The organism is Marivivens sp. ABH4_498 (genome assembly GCF_056160585.1).
In genome coordinates this window covers 370583-388580 of the sequence record NZ_JBSWXL010000002.1, presented here as the reverse complement: position 1 = coordinate 388580, position 17998 = coordinate 370583, and the positions used below count along the sequence as shown (strand labels likewise).

At 55.2% G+C, this 17998-nt stretch carries 20 protein-coding genes; 10 read left to right on the top strand and 10 right to left on the bottom strand.

Annotated elements, in window-relative coordinates; translation table 11 throughout:
* Positions 1-21: 21 nt before the first annotated feature.
* A complete protein-coding gene (locus ACXAGA_RS05985) occupies positions 22-633 on the bottom strand; it encodes an enoyl-CoA hydratase/isomerase family protein (RefSeq protein WP_475116588.1) in 612 nt (203 codons plus the stop codon).
* Positions 630-1379, bottom strand: coding sequence for an SDR family oxidoreductase (locus ACXAGA_RS05980; RefSeq protein WP_475116587.1), 750 nt, complete (start codon positions 1377-1379; stop codon positions 630-632). Before ACXAGA_RS05980 ends, ACXAGA_RS05985 begins: the two co-directional genes overlap by 4 nt.
* A 121-nt stretch (positions 1380-1500) precedes the next feature.
* Between ACXAGA_RS05980 and ACXAGA_RS05975 the strand changes: the two genes are divergently transcribed.
* From ACXAGA_RS05975 to ACXAGA_RS05965, 3 genes are all read left to right on the top strand, one after another.
* On the top strand, positions 1501-3018 hold the full coding sequence (locus ACXAGA_RS05975) for a DUF2125 domain-containing protein (protein WP_475116586.1): 1518 nt from the start codon (positions 1501-1503) through the stop codon (positions 3016-3018).
* A gap of 105 nt (positions 3019-3123) precedes the next feature.
* Entirely contained in the window at positions 3124-4470 is a 1347-nt protein-coding gene (locus ACXAGA_RS05970) for a TldD/PmbA family protein (protein ID WP_475116585.1), read from the top strand.
* Positions 4463-5218 carry a 3'(2'),5'-bisphosphate nucleotidase CysQ gene (locus ACXAGA_RS05965; protein WP_475116584.1) on the top strand — a complete coding sequence of 252 codons (756 nt, stop codon included), beginning with the start codon at positions 4463-4465 and terminating at the stop codon, positions 5216-5218. Before ACXAGA_RS05970 ends, ACXAGA_RS05965 begins: the two co-directional genes overlap by 8 nt.
* Here ACXAGA_RS05965 and ACXAGA_RS05960 read toward each other — a convergent pair.
* A complete protein-coding gene (locus tag ACXAGA_RS05960) occupies positions 5215-6435 on the bottom strand; it encodes a glycosyltransferase family protein (protein WP_475116583.1) in 1221 nt (406 codons plus the stop codon). The two genes, ACXAGA_RS05965 and ACXAGA_RS05960, sit on opposite strands and share 4 nt — an antisense overlap.
* Before the next feature lie 2 nt (positions 6436-6437).
* Entirely contained in the window at positions 6438-7232 is a 795-nt protein-coding gene (locus tag ACXAGA_RS05955) for an HAD-IIB family hydrolase (RefSeq protein ID WP_475116582.1), read from the bottom strand.
* A 185-nt stretch (positions 7233-7417) separates the two neighbouring features.
* On the opposite strand from ACXAGA_RS05955, the gene ACXAGA_RS05950 reads away from it, so the two are divergent.
* From ACXAGA_RS05950 to lpxK, 3 genes are read left to right on the top strand one after another with little or no spacing between them, the layout of a single operon-like run.
* Positions 7418-7663 (top strand): DUF4170 domain-containing protein, encoded by a 246-nt coding sequence (locus ACXAGA_RS05950; RefSeq protein ID WP_475116581.1) that lies wholly within the window; start codon positions 7418-7420, stop codon positions 7661-7663.
* Positions 7664-7667: 4 nt separating this feature from the next.
* Positions 7668-8858, top strand: a complete 1191-nt coding sequence (locus ACXAGA_RS05945) for a 3-deoxy-D-manno-octulosonic acid transferase (protein WP_475116580.1) — start codon at positions 7668-7670, stop codon at positions 8856-8858.
* A gap of 11 nt (positions 8859-8869) precedes the next feature.
* Positions 8870-9847, top strand: coding sequence for a tetraacyldisaccharide 4'-kinase (lpxK, locus tag ACXAGA_RS05940; RefSeq protein WP_475116579.1), 978 nt, complete (start codon positions 8870-8872; stop codon positions 9845-9847).
* Between the two features lie 31 nt (positions 9848-9878).
* Here lpxK and ACXAGA_RS05935 read toward each other — a convergent pair whose 3' ends face one another.
* Positions 9879-10541 (bottom strand): DsbA family protein, encoded by a 663-nt coding sequence (locus ACXAGA_RS05935; protein ID WP_475116578.1) that lies wholly within the window; start codon positions 10539-10541, stop codon positions 9879-9881.
* A gap of 9 nt (positions 10542-10550) precedes the next feature.
* Positions 10551-11063: a DUF721 domain-containing protein gene (locus ACXAGA_RS05930; RefSeq protein WP_475116577.1), complete on the bottom strand. Its 513-nt coding sequence runs from the start codon at positions 11061-11063 to the stop codon at positions 10551-10553.
* Between the two features lie 67 nt (positions 11064-11130).
* Between ACXAGA_RS05930 and mutY the strand changes: the two genes are divergently transcribed.
* The gene (gene mutY / locus ACXAGA_RS05925) at positions 11131-12201 is read left to right on the top strand and encodes an A/G-specific adenine glycosylase (protein ID WP_475116576.1); all 1071 of its coding nucleotides are present in this window, start codon (positions 11131-11133) and stop codon (positions 12199-12201) included.
* Between the two features lie 34 nt (positions 12202-12235).
* Positions 12236-13369, top strand: a complete 1134-nt coding sequence (locus tag ACXAGA_RS05920) for an alkane 1-monooxygenase (RefSeq protein ID WP_475116575.1) — start codon at positions 12236-12238, stop codon at positions 13367-13369.
* 94 nt (positions 13370-13463) lie between these two features.
* Here ACXAGA_RS05920 and ACXAGA_RS05915 read toward each other — a convergent pair whose 3' ends face one another.
* From ACXAGA_RS05915 to ACXAGA_RS05905, 3 genes are all read right to left on the bottom strand, one after another.
* Positions 13464-14570: a site-specific DNA-methyltransferase gene (locus ACXAGA_RS05915; RefSeq protein WP_205905959.1), complete on the bottom strand. Its 1107-nt coding sequence runs from the start codon at positions 14568-14570 to the stop codon at positions 13464-13466.
* A gap of 110 nt (positions 14571-14680) precedes the next feature.
* A complete protein-coding gene (locus ACXAGA_RS05910; protein ID WP_475116574.1) occupies positions 14681-15304 on the bottom strand; it encodes a ribonuclease HII in 624 nt (207 codons plus the stop codon).
* A gap of 54 nt (positions 15305-15358) precedes the next feature.
* Positions 15359-15859 carry a hypothetical protein gene (locus ACXAGA_RS05905; protein WP_475116573.1) on the bottom strand — a complete coding sequence of 167 codons (501 nt, stop codon included), beginning with the start codon at positions 15857-15859 and terminating at the stop codon, positions 15359-15361.
* A gap of 118 nt (positions 15860-15977) precedes the next feature.
* On the opposite strand from ACXAGA_RS05905, the gene ACXAGA_RS05900 reads away from it, so the two are divergent.
* Both ACXAGA_RS05900 and ACXAGA_RS05895 read left to right on the top strand, forming a co-directional pair.
* On the top strand, positions 15978-16253 hold the full coding sequence (locus ACXAGA_RS05900; protein ID WP_475116572.1) for a hypothetical protein: 276 nt from the start codon (positions 15978-15980) through the stop codon (positions 16251-16253).
* Positions 16225-16929, top strand: a complete 705-nt coding sequence (locus ACXAGA_RS05895; protein WP_475116571.1) for a winged helix-turn-helix domain-containing protein — start codon at positions 16225-16227, stop codon at positions 16927-16929. Before ACXAGA_RS05900 ends, ACXAGA_RS05895 begins: the two co-directional genes overlap by 29 nt.
* 588 nt (positions 16930-17517) lie before the next feature.
* Here the strand turns inward: ACXAGA_RS05895 and ACXAGA_RS05890 are convergent.
* The gene (locus tag ACXAGA_RS05890) at positions 17518-17931 is read right to left on the bottom strand and encodes a MerR family transcriptional regulator (protein ID WP_025054180.1); all 414 of its coding nucleotides are present in this window, start codon (positions 17929-17931) and stop codon (positions 17518-17520) included.
* Positions 17932-17998: the final 67 nt, after the last annotated feature.

The following is a 17998-nucleotide window of genomic DNA, read 5'->3' as shown; positions in this document are numbered from 1 at the left end:
ACAACGCTGGTTCCAATGGCGTTACGAATGGATCATCGTTTTGATGGCGGCGACGTGGCTTTGCTTTGCCAACTGCGCGTCTTGGGCCAACAAAAACGCAGCGCCCAACACATCATCGTCTTCGACAATCCGATCGATTAGCCCGATTGACAACGCTTCGTCCGCCAGAATTTTCTGACCGCCCATCAGCACCAATTTCGCCCGTGACGGACCGACCAAACCAACCATTCGCCGCACATCAGATGGTTGCGGCAAGAACCCCAGACGCATCACGGGATAAAAGAATTTCGCGGCCCCAACGGACAACCGCACGTCACAGGCCAGCACCATCCCAAATGCGCCACCTGCGACCGTCCCGTTCAACGCGGCAACGGTCAGGCCTTTGATATCCGCAATGGCAGAGGACAGTTTTTCCCATTGGTCTGAAACAGCCAACCCTTTGGCCGCCTGATCCAGATCAGCACCCGCACTAAACACGCGGCCCGCGCCCGTCAGGATAAACACTTTGATATCCCGCGCAGCGATTGCGATGTCGGTCAGTTCTTCCAACATGTCTTCGGTCAAGGCGTTTGCCTTGTCCGCACGATCGATCGTCACCGTCCAAACATCGTCGTTTTTGTCTACGTGGATCATATTAACCCCACAGCCTTTCGGATTGTTTCGTCCCTTAGTCGGACATCCGCGCCCAAATGGCCATCGGCCTCTTCGCCGCACATCCAGACCAAAGTGCGCGCGGGCCATTCGGGTGGGATGTGATCGGTCCATTCCAATTGTGCAACACGGCCCAACCCAGACGATTTAATGTCGCGCTGCATTTGCGTTGCGACCGTCCCAGGCGACAGGCCCATGCAGCGAATGCCCTTGGCGCGGTATTCCAAATCGACCTGTCGGGTCAGCATGTAAACGCCCGCTTTGGAGGAACAATAGGCGGACCAAGGTTCATACGGATCATGGGCCGCACCCGACGAAATGTTGAAAATCGATCCAGAACCGCGTTCCAACATGATCGGCAATGCCGCGCGAACGCCGTTATAAACGCCTTTTAGGTTTACATCGATCACATGGCCCCATGCATCTGGGTCCGTGTCGGCGATCTTTGCCATGGGGGCAATGATGCCTGCGTTATTGACCAACACATCCAACCCGCCAAATGCCGACACAGTCGCCGCAACGGCCTGTTCAAATTCCCAGTAACGGGCCACATCACATGGGATCGCCAAAGCGTTGGGACCAATTTCACCTGCTAATTTGGCAATGTCATCTTCGCTGCGCGCGATCAAAGCCACGTTTGCGCCCTGATTGGCAAATTCCCGCGCAGCAGCAGCCCCAATTCCGCGGCTTGCCCCCGTGATCAGAATGGTTTTCCCGTCCATTTGCATGATTTTGCCTTTTAACTCTTTGAACAATTGGTTTGCATGATTACCTTTTACGCGACACTGCCGACCACGCGCGTCACTTTCGTAACGGCAATCAAAGTTTAGGTTATTTAAAGGAAAGACTATGCAACGTTCCGCAATTTTTAAAAGTGCCGTTTGCACCACAGCAATTTTGACTGCGCCAGCAGCATTTGCGGATGTGACCGCCGAACAGGTTTGGCAGGACTGGCAATCCCAGATCGAACGCAGTTCAACAATCCAAATCGCGACGCAAGGCGAAACCTATGACAATGGTGTTCTGACTGTTTCTGGGCTGTCCTATGTTAATAATCAGGACGGGTTGAACATTAATAGCGACCTAGGCGATGTGGTCTTTACTGAAAACGCTGATGGAACGGTTGATATCACAGTTCCAGAAAAAATGTCGTTCACGATCACCAGCGATCTGGACGCAGATGCAATGGACATCACCGCCGATCTCACGCTCACTGGGGCAGATATCACCGCTTCGGGCGACGAAAACACGATCACATATGACGCTTTAGTAGATCGATACCTTATCGACATGGATTTCGCTATAGACGGCGACCAGCCGGAATCTTTCAAGCTGCGTATGAACTTGGTCGGTGTCGAAGGCACCTCGACCAGCAGCAATGATGATCAAGGTCAGTCATTGGATTATGATCTGACCATGGGTGCGCTAAATTACAACATGTCCATTGAACCGACTGATGGCGGGACGGTTGGTCTAGCGGGCAATATGACCGACTTGTCCGCAAAAGGCAGCACCTACACCCCGACTGCCGCGATCGAAGGTCCGGCGGAATTGGCCCTACAAAACGGTCTGACCAGCGCCTTTAGCGCATCATGGGGCGCCGCAGATAACTTTATCCAAATCGAGAGCCCAGACACCAATCTAACGGTCAAGACCAACAGCCAATCTGGCGCTACAGATTTTGCCGTTGATGCAACCCGGATCGATGTCGCACTGGAAACCACTGGCCATGAAACGCGCGTTGTCACGGATATGATGCCGATGGACATTGCCGTCACAGCAGACGCCTATGGGTTCAATATGTTGATGCCACTGGCACGTTCCGAAGAAGCCCAAGATTACGAAATGGGTCTCAACTTGGAAAACATCCGAATTGGCGACACCATCTGGGCAATGGCCGATCCGGCCAATGCAATACCGCATGATCCAATCACACTGCAGGTGGACCTAAGCGGTCAAATGAATCTGTTTTTCGATGCGATCGATCCAGATCAATACGAATTCATGATGCAGATGAACGACATGGACGCGTTCGCCGAACTTTTGTCGCTGAACCTCAATAACCTTTTGATCGCCTTTGGCGGTGCCCAGATAACAGGGACTGGTGCGTTTACCTTTGACAACTCTGATATGATCACATTTGACGGCATGCCACGCCCGACGGGCAGCGCAACGATCCAAGGTAACGGCATCAACGCGCTGATGTCTGATCTGGAATCGTCGGGCTTGCCAGTGCAGGACGCGATTATGGGCGCCCGTATGATGATGGGGATGTTCACCAAAGCAACCGGCGATGATCAGGTAGAAACAAACTTGGAAATCACTGACGATGCCCAAATCCTATTGAACGGCCAGCGTATTCGCTAACACATCAGCGCCCGATGATCACACGATCGTCGGGCGTTTTTCTATGCGGCTCTTGCAGGACCGCCCCCCGCAGTCTACGTCATTATGGATCCCAAAGGACATACCATGACTAAGACGCTGAACGACCTGACCCAAGATATCCTTGCTGCTGCGAAACGTGCAGGCGCTGACGGTGCCGATGCCATTGCCGTAGACGGTACTTCGATCAATATCGAGGTCCGCGGCGGCGCGTTGGAACAGGCCGAACGGTCCGAAGGCGTCGATATCGGTCTACGCGTTTTTGTCGGCAACCGTCAGGCGTGCATTTCATCATCCGACACCCGCCCCGAAGCATTGGATATGATCGCTGAACGGGCCGTGGCCATGGCAACAGTCGCCCCCGAAGACCCCCATGCGGGCCTGGCCGATCCCGATCAATTGGCAACGGACATCGACAGCCGCCGTTTGGAACTGTTTGATCCATCGGACGAACCGACCCCTGAATCGTTACAAGACGACGCGTGCCGCGCCGAAGCTGCAGCCTTGGCGGTCAACGGTGTCGAACAGGTCATTTCTGCGTCCGCCGGTTACGGCCACCGCCGCGTTCATTTTGCCGCAACCAACGGATTTTCGGCGGGCTATGAACGCACAGATCGCGGCATTTCTGTCGGCGCACTGGCGGGCTCTGGTTCGGGAATGGAACGCGATTACGATTTTGATGGTCGTATTTTCCTGTCCGACATGCGCAGCGCCGAAGACATCGGTCGGACCGCTGGTGAACGCGCCGTTGAAAAACTATCGCCGCGCCGCCCGAAAACGGGTGCCTATCCGATCCTGTTAGATGAACGTATTTCATCGTCTTTGATTGCGCATCTGCTGTCGGCCATAAACGGCGCCGCGATTGCGCGTGGATCGTCGTGGGCGCGCGACCTAAAGGGCAAGCAAATCATGCCTTCGGGCCTGTCGTTGATCGAAAACCCGCATCGCCCGCGTGCTGCGGGATCGCGTCTGTTTGATGCCGAAGGCCTGCCAACACGCGAACAGGCCATTGTCGAAAATGGCGTTCTAAACGATTGGATTCTGGATTTGGCGACCGCCCGAAAACTGGGACTGACCAGCAACGCACATGCTGCGCGCGGCACATCGTCCCCGCCGTCGCCATCGGCCACAAACATGGCCCTAACCCAAGGCGACAAATCTCGTGCCGACCTGATCAAAGATATGGGTACGGGCCTATTGGTCACGGGCTTTATCGGATCCACGATCAATCCGAACACAGGCGATTATTCGCGCGGGGCATCGGGATTTTGGGTCGAAAACGGCGAAATCACCCATCCCGTGAACGAAGTCACCATCGCGGGGAATCTGATCGATATCCTGATGAACATCACGCCGGCGAATGATGCGCGCATGCATTTGTCGCGCGTTGTTCCGTCTTTGCTGGTCGAGGGTCTGACCCTTGCCGGTGACTGACCTAGACCTCATCATCAATGCAGCACGCAAAGCGGGGGCAATCGCCACCCGCTTTTTCAACGCTGATCCAATGGTTTGGGAAAAGCCGGGGCAAGGCCCCGTAACCGAAGCCGATCTGGCCGTTGATAAAATGCTCAACGACATGTTGCGGACTGCACGTCCCGACTATGGCTGGCTATCCGAAGAAACCGCCGACACTGATGCACGGTTAAAGACGACACACCAGTTCGTCGTGGACCCGATTGACGGCACACGCGCCTTTATCGAAGGGTCCAAAGACTGGGCCATTTCCATCGCTGTGGTATCGAACGGCGTTCCATCGGCGGCGGCGATTTATTTGCCGATGCGCGACAGCCTATACGCGGCATCCCACAAAACGACTGCTGTTTTGAATGGTCGTGATATTGCTATCAGCCAGACCAGCGAAACAGTTCTGGCCACGCGCCCAACGATGGATGAGGTCCATTGGAAAGCTGACACACCCCCGAACCTAAAACGACATTTTAGGTCATCGTTGGCCTATCGCATGTGTTTGGTCGCCGAAGGCCGCTATGACGCAATGGTGACCCTACGCCCCAGTTGGGAATGGGATATCGCCGCTGGTAGTTTGATCATCGAACGTGCGGGTGGAATCGTTTCGGACCGCACAGGGACGACGCTGGCATTTAATAACACCATGCCGCAGCTAAACGGTGTGATCGGCGCGACCCCAAAGGCCCACGCCGACATCATGAACCGACTGATTTAACCGTACTGCGCGTTATCGTCAGCCACGGCTTTGACCATATCCGTCAGGATTGTTGGATCGGCCGCGTTGACACGGCTCCAGTTTGGAATGAACGGCGTTTCCATCGGGTTTTCCAAAAAGACAGCCCCAGCTTGCATGATATTTGCGGCAAACAGTTCGACGGCAGATTCTTCGGCGTGGCGATCAACGGACAGGCCGTTCATTTTCGCGTCGTTGTAATAGGTATCGATCAAATCCAGCGCCATTCGGTAATATGTCGCCTTGATCGAACGGAACACCTCTTCGCTTAGGACCTGACCATCGGCGGCCATTTTGCGATACAGCGCTTTGCAAATATCAACGGACATACGGCTCAGACCCTTAGAGGCATCCTCGGGCGATAGATCCTGATGTTTGTGGTCATAGCGGTCGGAAATTTCGACCTGACAGACGGCTTGGGGGGATAGGTTACGCCATGCTTCGGACAAAAGGCCGATTTCCAAACCCCAATCAGACGGGATGCGCATGTCAGGCAAAATGCCTGTGCGCATCGCAAATTCGCCCGCCAGCGGATAACGGAACGACGATAGGAATTCCAAATAATCGCGGGCGCCGACCACCTTTTTCAGGGCCAACAGCAAAGGCGATACGAGCAGGCGGCTGACACGGCCGTTCAGTTTGCCGTCCGCCACACGGGGGTAGAAACCTTTGGACATCTGATAGGGGAACGCAGGGTTCGCAACAGGGTAGACCAAACGCGCCAACATATCCGCGTCATAGGTGACGACATCACAGTCATGCACGGCAACGGCTGCGGCCTCGGCCTGGGCCAAGGTGTAACCGATGCAGAACCAAACATTGCGGCCTTTGCCCGGTTCATTCGGCGATAGGCTCAACGCCTTTAGCCGTTCATCAATCGCCATCAATCGCGGGCCATCGTTCCACAGAATATCGTGATTGATATTCAAACGACTGAAAAATTCACGGGCATATTTGTATTCATCTTCGGTGGCGCGATCCAAACCGATGACGATTTTGTTCAGATACGGCACCTTGTTCAGTTCGGTCAGAATATTGGGCAGCGCATCGCCTTCGAGTTCAGAAAACAAGGACGGTAGGATCAAATTGATTTTGCGGGTCGCGCCAAAAATTTCTAACTCTCGCGTCATCGCCTCGGTCGAGGTGGTGCGCAGGTTGTGCAAGGTTGCGATGCTTCCGCTTTGGTGAAAATCGGCCAAACTTAGGCCTCCTTGTTTGTGTGTACAGGGCTATACTGTGAAACAAATTGCGTGACCGCTTGGTTCCATCCTGTTGGCCCATCTTGAGTGGATCGAATAATTTTGCCCGTCGCCTCGGCATGCAGAGGCGGCAAAGGTTTGGCGTGAGCATTCGAAATGATCACACCGAAATCGGCTGTTTCCAGCATTTCAACATCATTTGGCGCATCGCCCAGCGCGATTGACCGACAAGGCGCATAGCTGTCGATAATCTCCGAAACACGATCGGCTTTGGTCGCACCGAATGACAATGTCAGATACCGACCGCCGCGCCGCGCATGAACACCGCGGGTCAGCAATGCCTGAATAAATGCGTCTTCGCGATCCGAAGGACCGCGCCACAACCCGGGTTCCGAAAACTGTCGCGCATGGGCTTTGATCGCCTGTTCCAGCGGTAAACCTGTTTCGCGCGCGACCCCGCCTGCGCCCCAATCGGTGAACCCTTCAAACCCGTCCCGCAAATCGGCAGGAAGATCATTCAGGATCGCAATAATTTTGTCGTGGGCACTGCGATCATCGCCTGCGGCAGCAAAGGGCGGCAAAACCCCAGCGCCATTTTCAACGATGGCGGGGACATGATCAAATCCCATTGCCGTGCGAATATCAGCAATCTCTGCAGCGGTTTTGGAACTGGCCAGAACAACAGGTATGTCGTTTGCTTTCGCCAAATCCAGCGCCGGCTGTGCTGGCGCCCAAGAGTACGTTTCGTGATCCAGAAGCGTTCCGTCTAGATCTGTGAACACAACGATGCGTGGCAAGGTGGTCCTTTCTTCTTCGACTCAAGATTTGGCATATTGGCCAGCGAAGGCAAGCCAACCACGGCATTTTTCGCACAGCACAAAAGCATATGCCTAAATTATGTGCAAAATGTTTCAATTAGATGTCAGTTGACCCGCACCCCGCGATGGCTAGTGTGGCGCCAATTGCTGATAGGAGTTTTACCATGGCCAATCGTCTGCATCTGGTTTTCGGCGGAGAGCTGATCGACCCAAGCACCACCAAATTCAAAGACGTAGATAACATCGATATCGTTGGTATTTTCCCAAACTACCAAGCCGCTTATGACGCATGGAAAGCAGCAGCACAAAAAACTGTTGATGACGCCCACACCCGTTACTTTATCGCGCATCTGCATCGCCTACGCGAAGAAGGCATAGAGGCATCCATCACGGACGCATTGGACATCTAAACCGTTGAAACGGCGTTCATTGGCATTGGGACTGTATGTCACGACCCGTCCGGGCGGGTCGGGCATTATTGATGCCAAAAGTTGGCCCGAACGGCCGGATGGCCCCGTCATCTGGTTTCATTGCCGCGACATTGGTGACTATGAAAATGCGCGCGCGATCATTCGGCAATCGAATGAAACCCGCGATGATGTGTCTTACGTCCTGACAGGTTCGGGCCAACCCGACAGTACCAATTCTGATGGCACGATCATCACATTATCCGGACCGGGTCGAACCCCGCAGGATATCAAATCCTTTGCCCGCCATTTTCAGCCCAATGCCTTGATCTGGGTCGGCGGTGCAATTGATCCATTGATCCTAACGGCGACCGATAAATTGGTCCCAAAACGCTATTTGATATGTGCAAACAGCAACGATATCGAACCACCTAACAAACGTTGGTTTTGGGGCATGCGCCGCGCGTTGGTTTCCAGATTTGATGCCGTTTTCGCCACAGACGTAGCCAGTATGACGAAATTTGCCAAATGGGGCGCAACGGAATCGAAAACCATCGGATCCTTCGAAGAAGACAGCCCCCTTTTGCCATATAACGACGCCGAATATCGCGATGTCATCGACACCTTAGACACGCGCCCTGTTTGGATGGCGGTGGATGCCGTTTTACCCGAAATCAAAACGGTGATCGCGGCACATAAAAACGCCTGCAAACGATCGCATCGGTTGCTGTTAATTGTTGTGCCCCGCAATGAATCCGACGCGCCCGCGATCGCGCAAACCCTGTCTGCGGCGGGTATTGAAACAATACAGCGCAGCGACACTGATCCGACCGAAACAACCCGCGCAATAGTGGCGGATATGTCCGGCGAATTGGGCATGTGGTATCGCGTGGCCCCGATCACCTATTTTGGCGGAACGCTGACGCGCAGTAGCCGCCATCCATTCGAAGCAGCATCGCTGGGATCCGTGGTGGTGCACGGCCCCATGACGGCCCCCTACAGCCGTTCCTATGACAAACTGGACGCGGCGGGCGGCGCTTACGCCATTCGCAACCCCAACGATCTTGCCACCGCGATCGAGGCTCTGCTTTCCCCTGACCGCGCCGCGAAATTTGCCCATGCGGCCTGGGCGGTGACATCTTCGGGCGCCGAGGTTACAAACCGCGTCGCCGATCTGATTGACGAAATCACACAATAGAAAGCCGCGCCATGCCCGCCCCGTCCTTTTGGTTTAACGCACCTGATCGCCCCGGTTTAAGGGCCCGGCTTCTTGCGCCGCTGGGGTGGTTATATGGGGCCGCGACCGCAGCACGGGTCAAAAAGACAGGGTTCAAAGCGAACGTGCCGGTCATCTGTATCGGCAATATCAACGTCGGCGGCACGGGCAAAACGCCGACGGCTATTTTCATGGCGCAGTATTTGATCGCCAATGGCCACCAGCCGCACATTGTGAGCCGTGGATACGGCGGCAGCCTGACAGGCCCGACCCAAGTCAATGAACGCGTGCACAAGGCCGATCAGGTGGGCGACGAACCCCTGTTGTTGGCCGCCTTTTGCCCCACATGGATCGCCAAAGACCGCGCCGCTGGCGTGCAATCCGCCCAAGAGGCAGGCGCAACAATCATCCTGCTGGACGACGGGTTTCAAAATCCGTCTGTGCAAAAGGACCTGAATATCGTCGTCGTGGATGCTATGCGCGGGTTTGGCAACGAACGCGTTCTGCCTGCTGGGCCTTTGCGCGAAACCGTGGCCGCTGGCCTGAAACGTGCCGATCTGGTTTTGAAAATCGGGGATGGTGGCGCGCCGCTGAACACAGGCGACGTTCCGCAAATCACGGGCCGATTGGCCCCACTGCCCACAGGTATGCCGTGGGAGGGCATGCCCGTTTTGGCCTTTGCGGGCATCGGGAACCCCGAAAAATTCTTTGCCACTTTGCGGTCGATGGGGGCCGTGTTGATCCACGGCGAAGCGTTAGAGGATCACCAGCCGCTGACCCCGCAACTGATGCTGCGCCTAGAAACCGAAGCCGCATTGAAAGGCGCGCAATTGGTGACAACGGAAAAAGACGCGGTGCGCCTGCCGGACGCATTCAGGCCAAAGGTGCTGACCGTGCCTGTGCGTCTGGAAATCGACCAGCCTGATGTTCTGAACTCCGCGCTTCTGAACGCAGGGATCGAACCAAAGTAAAAGGGCGGCCCATTGGACCGCCCCTTTGGAATTATTGTGCTGTTTCTTCGGCTGGCGCTTCTTCGACGTAACCGGCTTCTTCCAGTTTTTCGTCCAGAACCGCGGCGAAATCGTCATAAGACATGTTCGAATATTTTTCGCCCTGAATGATGAACGACGGCGTGCCTTCGATGCTGTCTTCTTCGCGGTTGGTTTCGTACCACGCGATCAGCTCTTCGGCCAAAGCGCCGTTTTGCATGCAGGCGTCCAGCGATTCATCGTCGATACCAGCGACTTTACCGATGTTGCGCAGGTTCGCAGCGATCTGTGCTGGTTCGCCCTGTGCCCATTCGCTTTGGCGTTCATAGAACATCGACGTGATGCCAAAGAAACGCATATCACCGCCACAACGGGCAATCATCGATGCCCACAGACCGTAGCGGTCGAAATACACCTCGCGGTAGATGAAACGCACTTTGCCCGTGTCGATGTAGTTCGCTTTGATCTGTTTGAACTGGTTCGCGTGGAAATTCGCGCAGTGTGGGCAGGTGTAGGACGCATATTCGATGATCGTTACTGGCGCGTTTTCATCGCCCAGCACCATATCTGCCACAACAGATTCGGTTTCCGTAGCGTCCTGCGCCAGCGCGCCGTTCAGCATGCCGCTGGAGATCAGTGCCGCACCCGCGGTGCCCAGAAATAGACGTCGTTTCATAAAAGCCTCTTAACTTTTCGGTTTATTCAGAACGTTTGTCGCCATCATTTCGATCATGCGGCGCAAACCTTCGTCTTTGATGTTTTCGCTGGCTGCGCGGGCCTGTGCCACGACTTGCTGCGATGGTTCGGGTTTCTGTTTTTTGGGGGCGGCTTTGAATGCCACTTGGCCCTCGGCAAAACCTGTGGGGGCGGTCTGCGTAACTTTGACCCGCGAAATCGCGCGGTATCCGTAGCAGGCGTTCACCTTTTGCAGGATTTGTTCTTTTTGCATTTCAACAATGGGGGCCATGGACCCTGTGGTCAGCAACGTCAGCGTCGCGCCCATGCCGCCGCGCCCGTAGGACACGTTCACAGGCCGCGCGGTTTGGGCAACCTGCTGGCCAACGACGTCTTCCCAATGGGTCAACAGACGCGACACCGCAAATCCACGGCTTTCGCTGGCCTGACGAATGCGGGTCTGCATCAGGTTCGAAGCGCGTGAAAAACCGCGAGTGGATCCTTTTGGGCGTGGCTGTTTCATAATCATGCTCTATTGTAATGACCCGTGCGGACCGCGCCAGTGAAACCGACATTACAGGACTTAAAGTTTGCGTGACAGGTTAATCAACGATCTGCTGGATTGGTATGACGCCAATGCCCGTGTGATGCCATGGCGTGTATCGCCTGCCGACCGTAAAGCAGGGGTAAAGCCCGACCCATATCGCGTATGGATGTCGGAAATCATGCTGCAGCAAACCACCGTTGCCGCCGTGCGCGATTATTTCAACCGATTCACCGCACGCTGGCCGACGGTCGCCGATCTGGCGACGGCGGATGATGCCGATGTCATGGCCGAATGGGCGGGGCTGGGATACTACGCGCGGGCACGTAACCTATTGAAATGCGCGCGTTTCGTGGTGGATGAATGCGGCGGAGCCTTTCCCGATACCCACGCTGGCCTACTGAAATTACCGGGCGTTGGGCCCTATACGGCGGGGGCCGTGTCATCGATCGCCTATAACCTGCCCGAAGTCGTCGTGGACGGAAACGTCGAACGTGTGATGTCGCGCCTCTATGACGAACATACACCGTTACCTGCGGCGAAACCCGTTCTGACGGAATACGCCCGTGCGCTGACGCCCAACGACCGCCCCGGCGATTATGCTCAGGCCGTCATGGACCTAGGCGCAACCATCTGCACACCGCGCAATCCTGCCTGCGGTATTTGCCCATGGCGCGACCCTTGTGCGGCCCGCGCAGCAGGAACTGCGCCCGAATTGCCAAAGAAAACGCCAAAGAAACCCAAACCCGAACGGATGGGATTCGCTTATGTGGCCCGCCGCGATGATGGCGCTTGGCTATTGGAAACCCGCCCAGACAAAGGGTTATTGGGCGGCATGTTGGGCTGGCCGGGATCGGATTGGTCCGACGCGCCCGCTACGAACCCGCCGCTGGACGCCGGTTGGCAAACCCTAAACGCCACCGCGCGGCATACGTTCACGCATTTTCACCTGACGCTGACAGTTCTGATTGCCCGCGTCCCGATGGATGCCGCGCCCAGCGCGGGATCCTTCGTGCCTGCTGCCGATTTCAGCCCGTCGTCCCTGCCGACCGTGATGCGCAAAGTGTATGACCTTGCGGCCGATCCACTACGCCACATTGATCCCGACCAGTCATAGGTCTAGCCTAACGCAAAACACCAAAGGCCGCGCTATGACTGACACAAAATCAATGGGACTGTTTCGCAACGCGATGCCATTTTGGCTGTCTTTGGCCTTGGTTCCGCTGCCGATTATCGCCGCCATCTACGGCGGTTGGACAATTGCGCTGACGCCGCTGCTGGCGTGGCATGCGTTCACGTTTATTGATGGCATTGCGGGGCTGAATACCGACAACCCTGATCCCGAAACGCCGACCGATCAGTTGTTTTGGTATCGCCTGATCACTCAGATTTGGGTGCCAGTTCAATTTGTGCTGATCTTTGGCCTGTTGTTCTACGTCACCCGCGCAACACACCTGTCGGGCTGGGAAAAGGTCGGGGTGATGGCGGACGTCGGCATTTTGTCGGGCACCATCGGCATCGTTTATGCCCATGAATTGCTGCACCAAAGGAACCGTTTTGAACGGTGGCTGGGCGACCTGCTGCTATCCATGGTGATCTATTCGCATTTCCGCACGGAACATTTACTGGTGCACCACATCTATGTCGGCACGCCCAAAGACGCGGTAACCGCCCGCTATAACGAAGGGTTCTATCGGTTCTTTGCCCGCGTTCTGATCGACTGCCCCATTTCTGCGTTCAAGGCCGAACAGAAACTACTGGCCCGCCGCAAATTGCCGTGGTGGCATAAAACCAACCCGTTTTGGCGCTATGCTGCGCTGACGATCATCATGTTTGCGATTGCCGCTGCGATTGGCGGTTGGGCGGGGATCGGGCTGTTCATCGTGCAGGCAGCGATTGCTGTTTGGGCGCTGGAATTGACCGATTACGTGGAACACTATGGCCTGACCCGCGAACATCTGGGGGACGGGAAATACGAACACGTCAAACCGCATCATTCGTGGAACGCATCGCACACGGCGACCAACTGGCTGCTGATCAACCTACAGCGCCATTCGGATCACCATTACAAACCTGACCGCCGTTTCCCGCTGCTGCAAACCTACGATGAAACGCAGGCGCCGCAATTGCCGTTTGGGTATCCAATGATGGCGATGGGCGCGATGGTGCCGCCCTTATGGCGCCGCTGGATGAACCCAAAGGTCCGCGCGTGGCGTCGCCAACATTACCCGCATATCACCGACTGGTCCGCCTATAAGGCCGGCACCAATCCGCTGCCCCGCTGAATCAAAAAGCCCCGCCGAATGAACGGCGGGGAGGTATGAGCCTTCTTCGACCGAAGAGAGGTCGGAGGCTCTGGCGGTAACTGAAAATATCCGCTTATTGTTCGCGCATTTCCGCACGGATCTGCTGACGTAGCAGATCGATGGGAACGGTTTGCCCGTCGCGTTTGAAATGCCAGTAGGTCCAGCCATTACAGCTTGGCGCGCCTTCCATGTGAGCACCGACCTGATGGATCGATCCTTTCATGTCGCGGCCAACGATGGACCCATCGGCACGTACCTTGGCCGTGTGACGACCGTTGATGCTGACCAGCTCTTCGCCCGGGCGCAGCAATCCGCGTTCGACCAGAACACCGAATGCAACACGTGGTTCGGCGCGTTTCGACTGGGACACTTGCAGCGCCTCTTTGTCGAATTTGCGCACGGCGTCGATGCGTTTCTTGGCGACCTTGCGGTATGCCTCTTCGCGTTCGATACCGATGAATTCACGGCCCAGCATTTTCGCAACAGCGCCCGTGGTGCCCGTACCAAAGAACGGATCAAGGATCACATCACCAGGGTTGGTGGTGCCCAGCAAAACACGGTGCAGCAGCGATTCAGGTTTTTGGGTTGGGTGCGCTTTGTCGCCGGCTTCATCTTTTAGACGTTCGTGGCCGGTACAGATCGGCAGAACCCAGTCGGAACGCATCTGCACACCTTCGTTCAGCGCCTTTAGCGCCTCGTAGTTAAAGGTGTATTTGCTGGCTTCCTGTTTGGACGCCCAGATCAGCGTTTCATGCGCATTCGTCAGACGTTTACCGCGGAAATTCGGCATCGGGTTCGATTTGCGCCACACAACATCGTTCAGAATCCAGAAACCTTGGTTCTGCAATTCTGCGCCCATACGGAACACGTTGTGGTAACTGCCGATCACCCAGATTGCGCCATTCGGCTTTAGCAAACGGCGGGCCGCAGCCATCCATTCGCGGGTAAAATCGTCATATGCCTTGAACGACGAAAACTGGTCCCAGTCGTTATCAACGGCGTCAACTTTGGAATTGTCGGGGCGATGCAAATCGCCACGAAGCTGAAGATTATACGGCGGGTCTGCAAAAATCAGGTCCACGCTGCCCGCAGGCAACGAGTTCATAATTTCAATGCAATCACCCGCGAGAATATTGTTCAGGGGGAGCGCGTTCGCGCCCTGCTCCTGCTCTCGGATCATTTTTTACTGCCTCATGTAACCGGCGGATTTTTCCGCTCTATTGGTTGATGCCTAAAATGAGTCAGCAGGCCCCCAGTGTCAAAATGTTTTTTGAATCAGAAGGTTATATTTCACTCTTGATACAAGATGTTGTGTATCGGTTTAAAACTCCGCCGATGATGTGGGGTAACGCCCAAAAGTTTAAGCGCTTCAAGGTGTTGCGCCGTTCCATAGCCCGCATTCTTTTCCCAACCATAGCCGGGATACTGTTGCGCTAAGTCCACCATTATCTCATCACGACACAATTTCGCAGCGATAGATGCGGCCGCGATGGACACTGATTTGGCGTCGCCTTTGACCACGGGTTCCGATTCTATGGTCAGGTCTTTGGGAACGCGATTTCCGTCGATCAAAACATAGTCCGGCGGGATCGATAAACCTGCCACCGCGCGCACCATGGCCAGATGCGATGCGTGATAAATATTGATGTCGTCAATCTCTTCTACCGTGGCGTGGGCGATGGAAATTTCGGCGGCGTCCAGAATTTGTTCCATCAATGCGGCCCGTTTGCGCGCGGTCAGCTGTTTTGAATCGTTCAGGCCTTCGGGAATTTTCGTCGGGTCCAGAATCACGGCTGCGGCGGTCACGGGGCCGCATAGCGGGCCGCGGCCAACCTCGTCCACGCCAGCGATACGGGTAAATCCGCGCGATTGCGCGGACAGTTCATAGGAAAAATCGGGAACAGTTTTGGTCATGTGCCAGCATTAGAACGGGACAAAGGCCATGTCCAACCTTTGCCCCACACCGCATCAATTGCGGCGAATGCGCGGATCATTGGCCAAACAGTCCGCGTCATATCCCTGCCGCAGCCCGCGCTGCGTATCGAATGTCACGCGGCACTGATTGCGCAACTGGGCGACATCGCTGTAATTCCTATTTAGGCACGTTTGTCCGTACACCAGCCGTGCCTGCCGATTAATCAGGCGCGCAGACAGGCATTCATCCGGCAAAGGGGCCAAACGATCTGCGTGCCACCCGCGATCTAGCCTGCCATTGTTGCGCGTCTGAACGCCTTCGCGCGCTTGCCCCCACAGATTTGGCCTGTTTTGATCGGGCTGCGTATTTGACTGACCCGTTGGGCGATCATCGTCGCTGTTCGCAATGGCCGCCCCAACCAACGCCAGAAACGTCAGGCCAATAATCGCATTTCCGACGGCTTCGTTATTGCGGTCCTGCGCCACGGCAGGTGTAGAGGTCGCGGCCAATGCAATCGCCGCCGCGCAACCAAGGTGAGTGAGATGTTTGAACATGGGTTAGGTCCTATCGTTTATGAAACTATCCCAACCGTTGATCGAAACGGCCGCGTCACGCGATATCATGACATCGGTTATTGAATAACGACGCCCCTCGTGATGATCTGATAGCACCATGAAACACATCGCATTTGCACTTTTCACCCTTGGGGCATCGGCAGCCAATGCCGCCTGCTACGCCGATTACAAGGCGAAACAGGACGATCCCCTGCGCCTTCACTATGGCGTGGCCGAAATCAATGGTGCCTGCACCGCTGAAAACGCCGAAAACGAACTTGCCACCCGCCTTGAAAATGGCGGATGGGTATTGCTGACAGTCATGAGCGTTTTCGACGAAAACGGATTAGAGGATAAACAGGACAGTGCAGGCGAATTCTATCTCCGCTTCTGAAACGCGCGCGACAGGTAACAAAGTGGTGGTCGCTGGCATCGCCGCGATCGTTCTGATTTTGGCAATTGCGGCGATCGTTCTGTTTGCCAACCTGCCCGATGCAAACGCGTTCAATGCCCGCGTCGAACAGATCTTTGTGGAAAACGATGACCTGACCAATCAGGCCGAAATCAAGCTGCTGGAAATTCTGGCGCAGTCGGGCACCGCGTTTTCTGATACGTTCGAAAGCTATCGGTTCGTGATCTACGTCCTGCTGATTTTCGCGACCGCCATGTTGATCGCCGCCGTAGCGTTTTTGGTGATGCTGGTGCAAATGAACCGCCGCATGGGCCAAATCGAACGCAAAGGGATTGAGGTCAACAGCCTGCTGATTTCGCGCGACCAGAACACGGTCTACCTGAACAATTTCGAATTCAAACTGACCGCCGCCGCGACCGAAACCCTGTCGATCCTGGCCGAAGCCCGCATGGACGACGAGGTCCTATCCGGCGCCGAAATCGAAGGTATGATATCAGGCCGCGATGCGTCCGACTGCGACGAAGCCGCCGGCGCCACCCGCATCAAACGCCTGCGTGATACGCTGGGCAACCAGATGGTCAGCGAACTATTGGTCAAAAACATCGCTCGCCGCGGGTACATGTTGGCGATCGACAAAGACGTTATTCGAATGGTGTGATTGGTGACCCCGGCAGGATTCGAACCTGCAACCTGCCCCTTAGGAGGGGGCTGGCATTAAGTTATATATTATTGATTTTATTAATTTTTATATAATCATTTCATAATTAGTCACATAATAGGTCCCAATAATAAGATAGACCCACACTATGGTGATTAGACACACTTGAGAATGAGTATCAACCACGCGCTGGCCTATCGGAACGATAGTCGAGATGACGTTTCACAACGGATACGCCAGTGACATTTTCAATTAAACGTTCCCTTGCGGCCCAAAGCCGCCGTTGGCCAGATGTCCAAGCGCTGCGATGCGGCTTCCCCGAAGCAGACCTTCGACACATTGTGCAGCATTTTTGTTTGCCAAAGGTCGGCAGTGCGGACCTAGCCGACCTTGCGTAATTTTGAATCGACGGCCGGTTTCGGTGCATCGCGACACCCGCCGATGAAGTCGGTTTGAGATTGATCCGGTGTATGCATCGCGTCAAACTAGCAAGAGCAGCCGTTCGAGCAAATTTTAGCGAAATTCACCTTCAGATGATTGAGTTGCAGGACAGAGTTGCGGTTTGCGAAGCAAAAACTTACGGCTGCATTACTCGCGTAGCCCGTCGCCAAAACCATCCTTCATCAGAGCGTCCAGCATTGGACAGGCTGCGGTTCCATCGTCGCAATTCTTGGAAAGGCTCAAGAGCGCTTCTCTGAGGCGAGTGAGGTTCTCTATCTTCGCGTTTATTTCACCCAAATGGTCCTCAGCCATGGTCTTCGCTTCACCACAGGATCGGCCCTTTTGTGCAGTGAGCGATAGAAAAGTCTGTATGATTGAGATCGGAAAGCCCAAATCGCGACAGCGGCGCACGAACCTGAGTTTGGCAATCTCAGCGGACGAGTACAGCCGACGTCCACCTGCTGATCGCCCCGGCTTCGGAACAATCCCCTCTCGTTCATAGTAGCGGATCGTTTCGATGTTCACGCCGCTTTGTTCCGACGCTTTGCCGATGGTGAACATTCTGCTTGCTCCTGTAGTCACTACAGGAAGTAGAAAAGCAAAATGGATTTGAATGCAAATCAACAAC